Origin of the sequence: Micromonospora terminaliae (assembly GCF_009671205.1) — a bacterium.
Classification (GTDB): domain Bacteria; phylum Actinomycetota; class Actinomycetes; order Mycobacteriales; family Micromonosporaceae; genus Micromonospora; species Micromonospora terminaliae.
In genome coordinates this window covers 4,012,098-4,025,915 of the sequence record NZ_CP045309.1, presented here as the reverse complement: position 1 = coordinate 4,025,915, position 13,818 = coordinate 4,012,098, and the positions used below count along the sequence as shown (strand labels likewise).

Below are 13,818 nucleotides of genomic sequence, written 5' to 3'. Positions count from 1 at the left end.
AACGAACACCGTTCGCTTCCGATCGGGGGACCCATGACCACCACCGAACTCACGGCGCCGCACCCCGCGGCGCCGTCCGCCGCGGGCCACCGCTGGCGCTGGATCGCCCTCGCCGTGATCCTGGCCGCCGAGGTGATGGACCTGCTCGACGTGCTCGTCACCAACCTCGCCGGCCCGGCGATCCGGGCCGATCTCGGCGGCTCGCCCACCGTCATCCAGTGGATCGGCGCCGGCTACACCCTCGCCATGGCCGTCGGCCTGGTCACCGGCGGCCGCCTCGGCGACCTCTACGGCCGGCGCCGGATGTTCCTGGTCGGCGTGCTCGGCTTCACCGCCGCCTCGGCCGCCTGCGCGCTCGCCGCCGGTCCCGGCACGCTGATCGGCGCCCGGGTGGCGCAGGGCCTGCTCGGCGCGCTGCTCCTCCCGCAGGGGCTCGGCCTCATCAAGGAGATGTTCCCGCCGGAGCAGCTCGCGGCCGCCTTCGGCGCGTTCGGCCCGGTGATGGGGATCTCCGCCGTCGGCGGGCCGATCCTGGCCGGCTGGCTGGTCGACGCCGACCTCGGCGGCACCGGCTGGCGCGCCATCTTCCTGATCAACGTCCCGCTCGGCCTGCTGGCCGCCCTCGGCGCGGCCCGCTTCCTGCCGGCCTCCCGCCCCAGCCACGCCACCCGGCTCGACCTGCCCGGCGTCGTGCTGCTCTCGGTCGCGGTGTTCCTGCTGGTCCACCCGCTGGTGCAGGGCCGCGAGCTGGGCTGGCCGGCGTGGAGCTTCGCCATGCTGGCCGGCGCGGTCGTCGTGCTGGCGGTCTTCGCCCGCTACGAGCAGCGCCGGCAGCGGGCCGGCCGGGACCCGCTCGTGGTGCCCGCCCTGTTCCGCCGCCGCGCCTTCACCGGCGGGCTGGTCGCCGGCCTGGCCTTCTTCACGGCGCTGGCCGGCTTCTCGCTGGTGTTCAGCCTCTACCTCCAGCTCGGGCTCGGCTGGTCGCCGCTGCGCGCCGGGCTGGCCGGCGTGCCCCAGGCGCTCGGCATGGTCGCCGCCTTCGTGCTCGCCGGCGCCGGCCTGGCCCAGCGGCTCGGCCGTCGGCTCATCCACCTCGGACTCGTGGTGGTGCTGGCCGGCGTCGCCGGGATGCTGCTCACCCTCACCGTGGCCGGCGCCGACGTCACCCCGTGGCGGATGACACCCGCGCTGCTGGCCGTCGGCTTCGGCATGGGCCTCGTCATGGCGCCCTTCTTCGACATCGTGCTGTCCGGAGTGGAGGAGGCGGAGACCGGCTCGGCGTCCGGCACCCTCACCGCCGTGCAGCAGCTCGGCGGGGCGCTCGGCGTGGCGCTGCTCGGCACGGTCTTCTTCGACGGGCTGACCGACTCGGTGTCGCACGCCGTGCGCGTCACCCTGCTGGCCGAGCTGGGCCTGCTGCTGGTCACCGTGGCCGGCGCGTTCCTGCTGCCGCGCCGCGCCCGGGAGGGGGCGGGCGGGCACTAACCGCCGGTCCCTGACAAATGTCACGGTCGGAAGATGACGACCGCTCCGGGGACCGGACCGCCGGTCCCCGGAGCATCGTTGTCATGACCGACACTGCACCGGCCGTCGAGCTGGCCGGACTCACCAAGACCTTCGGCACGGTGACCGCCGTCGACGGGCTCAGCCTGCGGATCGAGCCGGGCGAGGTGGTGGCCTTCCTGGGCCCCAACGGCGCCGGCAAGACCACCACCGTGGACATGCTGCTCGGGCTGGCCCGCCCGGACGCCGGCACCGTCCGGGTCTTCGGCGGCACGCCCGGCGACGCCGTCCGCCTCGGCCGGATCGCCGCCGTGATGCAGACCGGCGGCCTGCTGAAGGACCTCACCGTCGCCGAGACGGTACGGATGACCGCGCACTTCTACGGCCACTCCCGGCCGGTGACCGAGGTGCTGGAGCGGGCGGGCATCGCCGACATCGCCGACCGCCCGGTGGGCAAGTGCTCCGGCGGCCAGCAGCAGCGGCTGCGCTTCGCCCTCGCGCTGCTGCCCGACCCCGACCTCATGGTGCTCGACGAGCCGACCACCGGGATGGACGTCGAGGGGCGCCGGGACTTCTGGCAGGCCATCCGCGCCGACGCCCGCTCCGGCCGGACCGTCCTGTTCGCCACCCACTACCTGGACGAGGCCGACGCGTACGCGGACCGGATCGTGCTGGTCCGCCAGGGCCGGGTGGTCGCCGACGGCACCACCGCCGAGATCAAGAACCTGGCCGCCGGCCGGGTGGTGCGGGCCACCCTGCCCGGCGCCGACCAGGCCGCGCTCGCGGCGCTGCCCGGCGTGCAGTCGGTCGAGGTGCGCGGCGACGCCGTACTGGTGCACACCGAGGACTCCGATGTCGTGGCCCGGCACCTGCTGACCCGGACCGACGCCCGGGACCTGGAGATCACCTCGCGCAATCTCGAGGACGCCTTCCTCGCCCTGACCACCACCACCACCGCCTGACGCCGACCGCGAACGACCCCGGAGCCTGAGATGACCGTCACCGCCTCGTCCGCCACCACCTCGACCCGGGAGGCCGGGAATCGCCGGCCCCCCGCCCTGGGCGGCTTCTCCGCCCCCGTGCTCGGCATCGAGATCCGCCGGGTGCTGCGCAACCGCCGCACGCTCATCTTCATCCTGATCATGCCGGCGGTGTTCTTCCTGCTGTTCGGCCTGCCGCAGAAGGGGCAGAACCTGGACAACGGCCTGCCCGTCACCGCCTGGATCATGATCAGCCTGGCCGTCTACGCGGCCATGGTCGCCACCACGAGCGCCGGCGCGGCGGTCGCCACCGAGCGGGCGCTGGGGTGGAGCCGGCAGCTGCGGCTCACCCCGCTGCGCCCGGCCGCGTACGTGGCGACGAAGGTGGCCACCGCCATGGTGCTCGGCCTGCTCGGCGTCCTGGTCGAGTTCGCCGTGGGCGCCGCCGCCGGTGTGCGGATGCCGGCCCACGTCTGGATCGAGTCCGGCCTGACCGCCTGGATCGGCTCGCTGGTCTTCGCCGCCCTGGGCCTCTTCGTCGGCTACCTGGCCCCGGCCGCGAACGTCATGCAGTTCATGGGCCCGGCGCTGGCCATCCTGGCCATGTTCGGCGGGCTGTTCGTCCCGCTCGAGATCCTGCCCCACGCCATGCAGCAGATCGCCAAGTTCACCCCGGTGTACGGGGTCGGCCAGCTCGCCCGCGCGCCGCTGACCGGTGACGGGGTGGACTGGGCGGCGGTCGCCAACGTGTCCGCCTGGACCGCCTTCTTCGGGCTCGGCGCGGCCCGGCTGTTCCGCCGCGACACCACCCGCGTCTGACGCGCGGCGGCGGAGGCTAGCGTGTTCACCGTGGGCCTGCCGCACCAGCCGAGCCAGCCGGTGAGCCGTCGTTGGCGGATCACCGGCTGGCTGCTGGCCGCGGTCTGGCTCTTCTTCCTCAACATCCCGCTGCTCACCGCCCTGCACCAGCCGGAGGTCTGGCGCCGGGTGCTGGGCGCGGTCACCCTGGTCGCCTTCGGCGTGCTCTACGTCCGGGTGTTCGAGTGGGCGCGCGGCCGCCGGCAGGCCCACCGGACCATCCCGCGCGGTCGGGCGTGGACGGCCCTGGCGGCGCTGCTCGCGCTCGGCCTCGCGGGCATACCGGGCACCGAGGGGGACTGGCTGACCACACTGGTCTTCGTGGCGGCCGCGGCGGTGTTCCTGCTGCCGTTGTGGGAGTCCTTGCTGGTGGTCGTGCTGGCCGCGCTGACCCCGCCGGTCACGGCGGCGCTGGTGCCCGGCTGGGAGGCCGAGGGGACCGTGGTGTTCGCCGTCGTGCTCGCCTCGTTCGCCATGTTCGGGGTGAGCCGGCTCGCGCAGCGCAACGCCGAACTCCAGGGCGCCCAGCAGGAGATCCGCCGGCTGGCGGTGGCCGAGGAGCGGGCCCGCACCGCGCGGGACCTGCACGACATCCTCGGGCACTCGCTGACCGTGGTGGCCGTCAAGGCCGAGCTGGCCGGGCGGCTGCTGGAGCTGGACCCGGCCCGGGCAGCCACCGAGGTCGCCGACATCGAGCGGCTGGCCCGGCAGGCCCTCGCGGACGTGCGGGGCACCGTCGGGGCGTACCGCGGGGTCAGCCTCGCGACGGAGCTCGCCGGCGCCCGCTCGGCGCTGGCCGCCGCGGGCGTCGCGGCGGACCTGCCCGAGACCGTGCCGTCGCTGCCGGCGGAGCGGGACGAGCTGTTCGGCTGGACGGTCCGCGAGGGAGTGACCAACGTGGTCCGGCACAGCGGGGCCCGGCGCTGCGAGATCCGGATCGACCCGACGGCCGTGGAGATCCGCGACGACGGCCGGGGTCCGGCCGGCGACCCGGACGCGGCCGGCCACGGCCTGGTGGGGCTCCGCGAGCGGGCCCGGCGGCTGGACGCCACGGTCACCGTCGGCCGCCCACGCGACGGGCGCGGGTTCCTGCTCCGGGTGACGCTGCCCGACGACGGACGGGGGACGACCGGATGACCGAGCCGATCCGGCTGCTGCTCGCGGACGACCAGGCCCTGGTCCGGGGCGCGCTCGCCGCGCTGCTCTCGCTGGAGCCGGACCTCACCGTGGTGGCCGAGGTGGGCCGGGGCGACGAGGTGGTGCCGGAGGCGCTGCGTACCCGGCCGGACGTGGCCCTGCTCGACGTGGAGATGCCGGGCCTCGACGGGGTCGCGGCGGCCGCGGCGCTGCGGACCGCCCTGCCCGGCTGCCGGGTGCTGGTGGTGACCACCTTCGGCCGGCCCGGCTACCTGCGGCGGGCCATGGAGGCGGGCGCGAACGGCTTCGTGGTCAAGGACACCCCGGCCCGGCAGCTCGCCGACGCGGTCCGCCGGGTGCACGCCGGGCTGCGGGTGGTCGACCCGTCGCTCGCCGCGGAGACCCTGGCCACCGGGCCGAGCCCGCTCACCGAGCGGGAGACCGAGGTGCTGCGTACGGCCCGGGGCGGCGGCACGGTGGCGGAGCTGGCGGCGACGCTGCACCTCTCCGAGGGGACGGTGCGCAACCACCTGTCGGCGGCGATCGGCAAGACCGGCGCCCGCAACCGGGCCGACGCGGTGCGGGTGGCCGAGGAGAACGGCTGGCTGCTCGGCGACTGAGCCGGGTCAGGCGGTGGCCGGCGGGGCCGGGAGCTGGTCCACCACCACGACCGCGGTCCCCGGACGCAGCTCGGCGAGGAGCTGCCGCTGCCCGCTGCGGGTCAGCCGGATGCAGCCGTTGGTGACGTTCTTCCCGAGCGTGTCGTCGGTGTACCAGCTGTGCAGTCCGATGTGGGCGCCGCGCAGGCCGGTCGGCACCGCGTCCGGGTCGTCGGGGATCGCGCCGAGGGCGAAGATGTCCACGCCGCCGTAGACGTCCTGCGGGGGTGGGGTGCGGCCCAGCACGAAGGTGCGACCGAGCGGCGTCGACTGGCCGGGCGCGCCGAGGCTGACCTCCCAGGAGCGCACCGCTTGGCCGTCCCGGTACCAGGTGAGCCGGTGCGGGCGGCGTTCCACCACGATCTGGTCGCGCAACGCCACGGTGTCCCAGCCGCCGGCCGGCAGCCAGGCGATGCGCCGGTTGGCCGAGGGGAGCAGGACGGCGGTCCAGCCCACCCGCCGCTCGACGATCGGCACGGTCAGCTCGACGCCGCTGATGGTGGGCGCGAGGAAGGCCAGCGGCCGGCCGCCCGGCGCGTCGTACGCGGCCACCTCCCGGGTGGGCGTGAGCCCCTCGGCCAGCGGGCGGGTGTCGCCCGTACCGGGGTCGGCGGGGAAACCACCGGGCGCCGGGTCGTACGTGACCACCGGCAGGTCGTCCGGTGCGGGCGCGGCGGCCGGCACGGACTCCTCGGGCGACGGGCTCGGCTCCTCCGGGGCGGGCGGCAGCGCCGCGGTAGGTGCGCCCGCGACCGGCGCCGGAGCCGGACCGCCCGTGAGGGTCCGCCCGACCAGGAGCGCGGCCGCCAGCAGGACCGGTACGCCGACGGCGGCGAGCAGCCAGCCGAACGTCCAGCGCGAGAACAAACGGTCAAACAGCACGATCGATACTGTAATCGGGCGCACGGCCCCCGGGCCGCGAAACGGCGGCGCCGGGGGCCGGTGTCGTCCCTGGTCAGGGCAGCTTCGCGCCGATGTGGATGGCGATCGCGTCGTGCGCGTTGACGGTCGCGGGGAACCAGCCGCCGGCGTCCACGGTGATCACCGGACCGCTGCACGAGCCGTTGCTGAAGTCGCCGTGGATGACGTCGCAGTAGCGGCCGGCCGGCAGGCCGGTGTAGTAGGAGCGGCCGCTGACGGCGAAGTCCTCGTCGTTGATGGTGAGGTAGCCCTTCCCGGCCCGGCTGAAGGCGATGTGCTGCCACCCGTTGTCGTACCAGTTGGCGACGCCGGCGCCCTGGGTGGCGTTGGCGAAGCCGACCATGTTGGCGATGACCCGCCAGCGGTGCTCGCACTCCCAGCCCGAGTAGCAGGTGGTGTTCGTCGTCCTGTTGCCGGCGTCCGAGGGCGGGCCCTGGTCCTTGTTGCTGAACGTGTAGCTCGACATCACGGCCGGCGTGCCGTACGGCCAGGCGAGCATGAAGGCGTTCGCGAGGGCGTACTCGCCGCGGTCGCGGTAGGTCAGGACGCCGCCGTCGCGCTGGGTGTCGTGGTTGTCGGTGGAGACCACCGCCGAGCCGCCGGGCAGGTACCCCCAGGACTCGCCGAAGTTCCGCAGGTACGCCAGCCGCTCGCTGGTGAACATCCGGGCCAGGTCCTTGCCGTAGCGGAACTCGTGCACGTCGCCGTTGCCGGTGTACTCGGTCGGCTGGATCGGCTCGCCGGCGCCGTAGATGACCTCCTGCACGAGGTACGCCGACCGCGACAGGCGGCTCCGGATGTTGGCGATGTCGGCGGCCGGCATGTGCTTGCTGGCGTCCAGCCGGAAGCCGTCGACGCCGAGCGAGAGCAGGTCGTTGAGGTACGCGGCGAGCCGGCCGCGCACGTAGTCCGACTCGGTCTTCAGGTCGGCGAGGTTGACCAGCTCGCAGTTCTGCACCTCGTACCGGTCGCCGTAGTTGGCGATGTCGTTGTTGCCGTTGCGGCCGCAGTAGTGGAAGTCCTGGCTGGAGTAGGTGCCCGGATAGTCGTAGTGGCCGTAGGTGCTGCCGGCCCACCCGGTGCCGCCGTTGTCCTGGCCGGACATGTGGTTGACCACGGCGTCGACGAGCACCTTCACGCCGGCGTTGTGGCAGGTGTTCACCATCGCCTGGAACTGGGCGCGGGTGCCCTTGCGGGACTCGATTCGGTAGCTCACCGGCTGGTAGGCCACCCACCACTGGTTGCCGCGCACGTGCTCCTGCGGCGGGGACACCTGGACGTAGCCGTAGCCCTTCGGGCCGAGCGTGCTGGTGCACTCGCTGGCCACCGAGGCCCAGTTCCATTCGAAGAGCTGGACGATGACCTTCTTGCTGCCGGGGGTGGCCGCGGCGGCCGGGGGTGCCGCCACGGTGGTCGGGACGAGCAGGCCGGCGGCCAGGCCCAGGGCGAGGGCTGCCGCACGGCATCGGCGTCGATGCATGGGGACTCCTGCGGGGGTGTGGCGGTGCGGGGGAGAACGTCGGTGCCGAGTTCTTGCAAGTCGGCCTGAAATTTTCGGCAAGGCTACAAGCGTGTTGCAAGAAATGTCAACGTATGGACATGTGTCGTTGCGACAGGCGCTACACGCGCCCCGGGCCGGGTCGGTTCGACGGATCGGCCGAGAAATTCGCCACCGGAGGTGATCCGCCCGAGCCGTCCGTCCGTACTGGAGGAGGGAGCAGGGTCGGCCGGTGGGTGCGCCGCCGCGAGACGATCGAGGAGCAGATGGCCCGGGCACAGCAGAACGAGAAGGCGACGACCGTCCGGACCGCCACCACCAGCCGTGGTGCCCGGACGATGTCGAGATCCGCGATGGTGGCGCTCACCGCGTCCGCGCTCGCCGTCGCGTGGGCCGGCCTCGAACTGGCCGGCGCCGGCGCCGTCATGTACACGTACGGGTTCTTCTTCACCGAGTTCTTCGCCGGGGTGGTCACCCTGGTCTCGCTCAGTCTCACCGTGATGATGGGCCTGCTCGCCACCGACCGGCTGGTGCTGCTCATCCGGCACCGGGTGCTGCTCCAGTCGGCGCACCGGGCCACCGGAGTCCTCGGCGTGGCCGGGCTCGTCTGCCACGTGATCACCAAGGTCGCCATCGGCCGGGCCGGGCCCACCGACGCGCTGGTGCCGTTCGTCGCCGGCCGGGGCATCTACGTCGGGCTGGGCACCGTGGCCGCGCTGCTCATGGTCGGTGTGCTCTGGACCGGCATCGTGCGGGTCCGGTTCGCCGGCGCCGGTCCACGGTGGATGTGGCGGGCGCTGCACTCCATGGCGTACGTCTCCTGGCCGTTCGCGCTGCTCCACGGCCTCAACGCCGGACGCGCGGCGAAGACCTGGGTGGTGCTGAGCTACCTGGCCTGCGTGCTGCTCGTGGTGGTGGCGCTGCTGGTCCGCCTCTCCGTCCACCTCGGCAAGCGCAGCCGGGAGCAGCACCAGGCCGCCGCGCTGAACCAGGCCATGGCCGGCAAGGGGGAGGAGCGCACCGGCCTGCTCGCCGGGCTGACCCGCCGCCGTGCCACCGGCAAGGAGGAGAGCCGGGGCCGCGAGGGTCGCTGGGCCGAGGCCACCGCCACCTGGACGGCGCCGGCCGGCACCGCCCGGCGCCGCGATCCCGAGCGGTTCGCCGTACCCGTGGTGCCGGAGCCCGGGACGCTGCGCGAGCCGGTCCGCGCGGGGGCCAGCCGGCGGCGCGCCGAGGCACCGGTCTCCCCGGCCCGGCGGCGCGACGCGGAGCCGGCGCCGGCCGCCCGGCGGCGCGAGGAGCGGGAGACCGTGGGCCGACGCGAGGAGCGCGAGAGCGTGGCCCGGCGTGAGCAGCGCGAGGCCGTGGCCCGCCGCCGCGACGACGAGCGGACCGGCCGCCGCTACCGGGACGAGGAGGAGCGGGCGCCGCGCCGCTCCCGCGTGGAGACCGAGGCCCGCTACTCCGCCCCGCCGGAGAGCGAGGGCCGGCACTCGGCCCCGCCGGACACCGGCACCCGCTACTCCACCCCGGCGGAGGTCGCGCGCTACTCGGCCCCGCCCCGCCGGACGGACGAGCCGGAGGAGCCGTGGGACAGCCCGCGCCGCTGGGAGAGCCGGCCGGTCTCCGGCGAGCCGATCTCGGCCGGGCCGATCTCAGCCGGGCCGATCTCGGGCAGCCCGATCTCGTCGGCGCCGCGCAGCGGCAGCGGCCGGCACAGCGCGGAGGAGGACCTCCCGGAGGAGCCGGACTACTGGCGCCCGCCGGCCCGCTACGCCCCCGACGACGCCTTCGTCGACGACACCCCGACCCTGGTCGACCTCGCCTCCCGGCGGGCCATGCGGGCCTCCGGCGAGGGCCGGTCGAGCCGGCGCAAGCGGGCCAACGCCGATGCCGTGGACGGCGCGTACTGGGCCGGGCTGCGGGGTGAGGCCAAGTGATGCGCACGACCGTGCCGCCGGTGGCCTGCGTCGGCGAGCCCCGGCTCACCGCCGGCTTCGCCGAGTTCGGGAGACTCGACCTGCCGGCACACGAGGAGGTGCACGGCCCGATCGGGCCGATGGAACCGGCCGCCCTGCTCCGGCTCGCCGAGGCGATCGACCTCAAGGGCAAGGGCGGGGCCGGCTTCCCGTTCGCCCGCAAGCTGCGCGCCGTGCTGGAGTCCTGCGAGCGGCAGGACCTCGCCGCCGTGGTGGTGGTCAACGCCACCGAGGGGGAGCCGGCGAGCTGGAAGGACAAGGTGCTGCTCACCCGGGCCCCGCACCTCGTCCTGGACGGCGCCGCGCTGGCCGCGTACGCGCTGGACGCCGAGGAGATCGTGATCGGGGTCGCCGACGACGACGTGGGCCGGCCCTCGCTCACGGAGGCCTTGCAGGAGCGCCGGATGCCGGTGCCGACCACCATCGTCACGGTGCCGCACCGGTTCATCTCCGGGGAGGGCGGCGCCCTGGTCAACGGGATCAACGGGCTGCCGCACATCCCGCCCGGCACCAAGAAGCGCTCCAGCGACTCGGGGGTGAACGGGCTGCCCACCCTGCTCTCCAACGCCGAGACGTACGCCCAGCTCGCGGTCGCCGCCCGGATCGGCCCGTACGAGTACGCGGCGCTCGGCACCGACGACGAGCCGGGCACCGTGCTGCTCACCGTCACCGGGGCGGCCAACCGGCCCGCCGTGGTGGAGTGCGCGGCCGGCACCCCGCTGCGAGAGATCCTGGAGCTCTGTGAGGTGCCCGAGGGGCCGGGCATCCTGATGGGCGGCTACCACGGCAAGTGGATCACGCCGGAGGCGGCGGACCGGGCCGAGGTCTCCCGCACGGGGCTGGCCGCGGTGGGCGGCACGCTCGGCGCCGGCATCATCATCCCGCTGCCCCGCGACACCTGCCCGCTCGGCGAGGCCGCCCAGGTGGTCCGCTACCTGGCCGGCGAGTCCGCCGGCCAGTGCGGCCCGTGCAAGATGGGCCTGCCCGACCTGGCCCGCGCCGTCGACCTGGCGGTCTCCGGCAGCGCCCCCGTCGAGGTGGTCCGCGCGGCGGCCGGCGACGTGAAGGGGCGCGGCGCGTGCAGCCACCCCGACGGCACCGCCCGGTTCGCGCTCTCCGCCATGGAGGTGTTCGCCGAGGACCTGCGACTGCACGCCACCGGCGAGGGCTGCGGCAAGCGGGTCAAGGGCGTCATGGGCCTGCCCGGCGCGCCCGACGCCAACCCGCGCAAGCTCACCCTCGACTGGTCCCGCTGCGACGGGCACGGCCTCTGTGCCCACGTGGTCCCGGACTTCATCCGGCTCGACGGCAACGGTTATCCCGCCTTCCCCGCCACCCCCGTGCCGACCTGGCTGCGGGAGGGCGCGCTCAAGGCGGTCAAGGTCTGTCCCGAACTCGCGCTCCGGCTGGTCAAGGCCGAGTAGCCCAAACCGGAGGAGACGCGGATGCCGCGACCCACCGCCCGCCTGCTCATCGCCGCCGTGCTGGCCGCCACGCTCCCCGGCGCGGCGGCCTGCGCGGTCGGGCCGGAGCGGGCCACCCCGGTCGGCGCGGTGGCCCCCGCGCCGCCCGCGTCCGCGTCGCCGGCCGTCCCGGTGGTCCCGGCCCGGGTGCCCGAGACGCTGTCGTTCACGGCGAAGACCCTGGACGGTGCGGCGTTCAGCGCCGCCACCCTGGCCGGCAGGCCCGTGGTGCTGTGGTTCTGGGCGCCCTGGTGCGCCACCTGCGCGAGCCAGGCGTGGACGGTCGCCGAGATCGCCCCGAAGTACCGGGACACCGTGCCGATCGTCGGCGTCGCCGGGCTGGGCGAGCAGAAGGCCATGAAGGAGTTCGTCAGCGAGTTCGAGCTGGCCGGCACCCCGCAGCTCGACGACCGCTCCGGCGTGCTGTGGCGCCGGTTCGAGGTGGTCGAGCAGAGCACCTTCGTGGTCGTGGACCGCGACGGCCGGGTGGTCCACCAGGGCTTCCTGGACGGGGAGCCGCTGACCCGGCAGGTCGACGCGCTGGCCCGGGGATGACCGGCGGGCTGCTGCTGGCGCTGACCGCGGGCATGCTCGCCGCGGTCAACCCGTGCGGCTTCGCCATGCTGCCCGCGTACCTCTCGCTGCTGGTCGCCGGCCCCGCCGACGGTCGCGGCGCGGTCGGCCGCGCGCTCACCGCCACGGCCGGGCTGACCCTCGGGTACGCGCTGGTCTTCGGCGCCTTCGGGCTGGCGGTCGCACCGCTGGCCGACTGGCTGCGCCCCCGGCTGCCCTGGCTCACCGTCACCCTCGGCGTGCTGCTCGCGCTGGCCGGCTGCTGGCTGCTCGCCGGCCGGCGGCTGCCCACCGCGCGCCCGTTCGCCCGGGCGCCCCGGCTCACCCGCACCTGGCCGTCCATGGTCCTGTTCGGGGCGGCGTACGCGCTGACCTCGCTGACCTGCTCCATCGCACCGTTCCTGGCGATCGTGGTGACCAGCCTGCGGGCCGGCTCGACGCTGCGCGGGCTGGCGCTCTTCGGCGCGTACACGATCGGGATGGGCCTGGTGGTCGGTGTTGCCGCGCTCGGCGTGGCGCTGCTGCGCGGCCGGCTGGTGGCCCGGCTGCGCGGCGCCGGCGCGTGGGTGCCCCGCCTCAGCGGCCTGGTGCTGCTGGTCGCGGGCGGCTACGTCGCCTGGTACGGCTGGTACGAGGTGCGCCTGGCCCGGGGCCGCCACGACGCCTTCGGCGACCCGGTGGTGCGTGCGGCGACCGAGGTGCAGCAGACCCTGACCAGCACGCTGAACTGGGCCGGCCCGGCCCTGCTGACGGCCGCCCTGGCCGGGCTGCTGCTCGCGGCCCGCCGCCGCCCCCGCGATCTTGCACTCGTGGCCCCGGCAGAGGCCGCAAGCCGGACTCCTTGCGGGCCGGAAGTGCAAGATCGCGGGGCGGAACCCGTCAGCGGATCGGGGTGAGGTGGTCCGTTCCCAGCTTGTCGCGGAGCACCTCGGGGACCACGACCGAGCCGTCGGGCTGCTGGAACTGCTCCAGGATGGCCGGGAAGAGCCGGCTGGTGGCCAGCGCCGACCCGTTGAGGGTGTGGACGAACCGGGTCTGCTTGCCGCCCGGCTCCCGGTAGCGGATGGCCGCCCGGCGGGCCTGGTAGTCGCCGCCCCAGGAGACCGACGACACCTCCTTGTACTTGCCGGTGCTCGGCATCCAGACCTCGACGTCGAGGGTCTTCTTCATGGCGGCGCTGGAGTCGCCCGCCGCGAGCAGGCTGGTCTGGAAGTGCAGGCCCAGCTTCTCGACCAGGCCCTCGACGTGGCCGACCATGGCCTCCAGCGCGGCGTCCGCCTGCTCCGGCAGGGTGAACTGGAAGATCTCCACCTTGTTGAACTGGTGGCCGCGCACGGTGCCGCGCTCGTCGGAGTGGGAGCCGGCGGCCTCGCGCCGGTAGCACGGGGTGTAGGCGAACGCCTTCAGCGGCAGCTTGGCGGTCTCCAGGATCTCGTCCTGGAACGCGCCGAGGATCGCCGTCTCCGCGGTGGGCAGCAGGAACTGCCCGCGCGGGGCGGACTGCTTGTCCAGGTGGTAGACGTCGTCGTAGAACTTCGGGAACTGGCCGGCCGCGAAGCCGGCGGTGTCCAGCAGCAGGTGCGGCGGGAGCAGGAACTCGTAGCCGGCCTGGATGTTTTGCTCGATGAGCCAGTTGACCAGCGCCCACTCCAGCCGGGCGCCCAGGCCCGTGTACATCCAGAAGCCGGAGCCGCCGAGCTTCACCCCGCGCTCGTGGTCGACCAGGCCGAGCGCCCGGCTCAGCTCCACGTGGTCCCGCACCTTCTCGACGGCCGGCGGCTCGCCGAAGGTGCGCACCACCCGGTTGGCCTCCTTGCCACCGGCGACCACGTCGTCGGCGGGCAGGTTGGGCAGCTCGCTCATGCTCGTGCGCAGCCGGGACTGCACCTCGTCCAGCTGGGACTCCAGCTCGGCGAGCTGCTTGCGCTCGGACTCCGCGACCGGCTCCGGCGTGGCGCCGGACCGCTTCGCCTCCGCGTACGCGCGCGCCTCGGCCTTGCGGCGCTGCCGCTCGGCGTCGATCTCCGTGATGAGGGCGCGGCGTTCCTGGTCGAGCCGCTGGATCTCGTCCAGCGCCCGGTTGACCTCGGCGGGATCCAGACGCTTCGCCAGCGCGGTCGCCACCGCCTCGCGATCCTTCCGGATCAACTCCATGTCGAGCATGCTGCTCCGTACGCCTCCGTCCAGGCAGTCAGGTAGGACCCCCAGATGCTACCGTCGCGGCCCGTCGCGCCCGGGCCGGGCGGC

Annotated in this window: 12 protein-coding genes; 9 read left to right on the top strand and 3 right to left on the bottom strand. The window is 74.6% G+C overall.

Going from position 1 to position 13,818, the window contains the following annotated elements; genetic code table 11:
* Nucleotides 1-33 precede the first annotated feature (33 nt).
* The 5 genes from GCE86_RS18245 to GCE86_RS18225 all read left to right on the top strand — a co-directional run bounded on the left by GCE86_RS18245 (nucleotide 34) and on the right by GCE86_RS18225 (nucleotide 5,098).
* Nucleotides 34-1,485: an MFS transporter gene (locus GCE86_RS18245; RefSeq protein ID WP_154228084.1), complete on the top strand. Its 1,452-nt coding sequence runs from the start codon at nucleotides 34-36 to the stop codon at nucleotides 1,483-1,485.
* 83 nt (nucleotides 1,486-1,568) lie between these two features.
* Nucleotides 1,569-2,465 (top strand): ABC transporter ATP-binding protein, encoded by an 897-nt coding sequence (locus tag GCE86_RS18240; protein WP_154228083.1) that lies wholly within the window; start codon nucleotides 1,569-1,571, stop codon nucleotides 2,463-2,465.
* A 30-nt stretch (nucleotides 2,466-2,495) separates the two neighbouring features.
* Entirely contained in the window at nucleotides 2,496-3,302 is an 807-nt protein-coding gene (locus GCE86_RS18235; protein ID WP_154228082.1) for an ABC transporter permease, read from the top strand.
* 21 nt (nucleotides 3,303-3,323) lie between these two features.
* Entirely contained in the window at nucleotides 3,324-4,478 is a 1,155-nt protein-coding gene (locus GCE86_RS18230) for a sensor histidine kinase (protein WP_154228081.1), read from the top strand.
* On the top strand, nucleotides 4,475-5,098 hold the full coding sequence (locus GCE86_RS18225; RefSeq protein ID WP_154228080.1) for a response regulator transcription factor: 624 nt from the start codon (nucleotides 4,475-4,477) through the stop codon (nucleotides 5,096-5,098). The genes GCE86_RS18230 and GCE86_RS18225 overlap by 4 nt, the downstream gene beginning before the upstream one ends.
* 6 nt (nucleotides 5,099-5,104) lie before the next feature.
* Here the strand turns inward: GCE86_RS18225 and GCE86_RS32395 are convergent, their stop codons facing one another.
* Nucleotides 5,105-6,019, bottom strand: a complete 915-nt coding sequence (locus GCE86_RS32395) for a L,D-transpeptidase (protein ID WP_154228079.1) — start codon at nucleotides 6,017-6,019, stop codon at nucleotides 5,105-5,107.
* A 73-nt stretch (nucleotides 6,020-6,092) separates the two neighbouring features.
* On the bottom strand, nucleotides 6,093-7,538 hold the full coding sequence (locus GCE86_RS18215; protein ID WP_154228078.1) for an alpha-amylase: 1,446 nt from the start codon (nucleotides 7,536-7,538) through the stop codon (nucleotides 6,093-6,095).
* A gap of 254 nt (nucleotides 7,539-7,792) precedes the next feature.
* Here GCE86_RS18215 and GCE86_RS18210 point away from each other — a divergent pair, with 254 nt between their 5' ends.
* From GCE86_RS18210 to GCE86_RS18195, 4 genes are read left to right on the top strand one after another with little or no spacing between them, the layout of a single operon-like run.
* Nucleotides 7,793-9,496, top strand: coding sequence for a ferric reductase-like transmembrane domain-containing protein (locus tag GCE86_RS18210; protein WP_244317012.1), 1,704 nt, complete (start codon nucleotides 7,793-7,795; stop codon nucleotides 9,494-9,496).
* Entirely contained in the window at nucleotides 9,493-10,959 is a 1,467-nt protein-coding gene (locus GCE86_RS18205; protein ID WP_154228077.1) for an NADH-quinone oxidoreductase subunit NuoF family protein, read from the top strand. Before GCE86_RS18210 ends, GCE86_RS18205 begins: the two co-directional genes overlap by 4 nt.
* A 21-nt stretch (nucleotides 10,960-10,980) precedes the next feature.
* Nucleotides 10,981-11,553: a redoxin domain-containing protein gene (locus tag GCE86_RS18200; protein ID WP_154228076.1), complete on the top strand. Its 573-nt coding sequence runs from the start codon at nucleotides 10,981-10,983 to the stop codon at nucleotides 11,551-11,553.
* On the top strand, nucleotides 11,550-12,467 hold the full coding sequence (locus GCE86_RS18195; protein WP_154228075.1) for a cytochrome c biogenesis CcdA family protein: 918 nt from the start codon (nucleotides 11,550-11,552) through the stop codon (nucleotides 12,465-12,467). The genes GCE86_RS18200 and GCE86_RS18195 overlap by 4 nt, the downstream gene beginning before the upstream one ends.
* On the opposite strand, the gene serS is transcribed toward GCE86_RS18195, so the two are convergent.
* On the bottom strand, nucleotides 12,451-13,734 hold the full coding sequence (gene serS / locus GCE86_RS18190) for a serine--tRNA ligase (protein WP_154228074.1): 1,284 nt from the start codon (nucleotides 13,732-13,734) through the stop codon (nucleotides 12,451-12,453). The genes GCE86_RS18195 and serS overlap by 17 nt on opposite strands.
* Nucleotides 13,735-13,818 lie beyond the last annotated feature (84 nt).

Bases quoted from the DNA above. Each gene is read 5' to 3' on its own strand.
- GCE86_RS18235 (WP_154228082.1), top strand. From the start codon at position 2,496: ATGACCGTCACCGCCTCGTCCGCCACCACCTCGACCCGGGAGGCCGGG.
- GCE86_RS18200 (WP_154228076.1), top strand. From the start codon at position 10,981: ATGCCGCGACCCACCGCCCGCCTGCTCATCGCCGCCGTGCTGGCCGCC.
- GCE86_RS18240 (WP_154228083.1), top strand. From the start codon at position 1,569: ATGACCGACACTGCACCGGCCGTCGAGCTGGCCGGACTCACCAAGACC.
- serS (WP_154228074.1), bottom strand. From the start codon at position 13,734: ATGCTCGACATGGAGTTGATCCGGAAGGATCGCGAGGCGGTGGCGACC.
- GCE86_RS18195 (WP_154228075.1), top strand. From the start codon at position 11,550: ATGACCGGCGGGCTGCTGCTGGCGCTGACCGCGGGCATGCTCGCCGCG.
- GCE86_RS18215 (WP_154228078.1), bottom strand. From the start codon at position 7,538: ATGCATCGACGCCGATGCCGTGCGGCAGCCCTCGCCCTGGGCCTGGCC.
- GCE86_RS18225 (WP_154228080.1), top strand. From the start codon at position 4,475: ATGACCGAGCCGATCCGGCTGCTGCTCGCGGACGACCAGGCCCTGGTC.
- GCE86_RS18245 (WP_154228084.1), top strand. From the start codon at position 34: ATGACCACCACCGAACTCACGGCGCCGCACCCCGCGGCGCCGTCCGCC.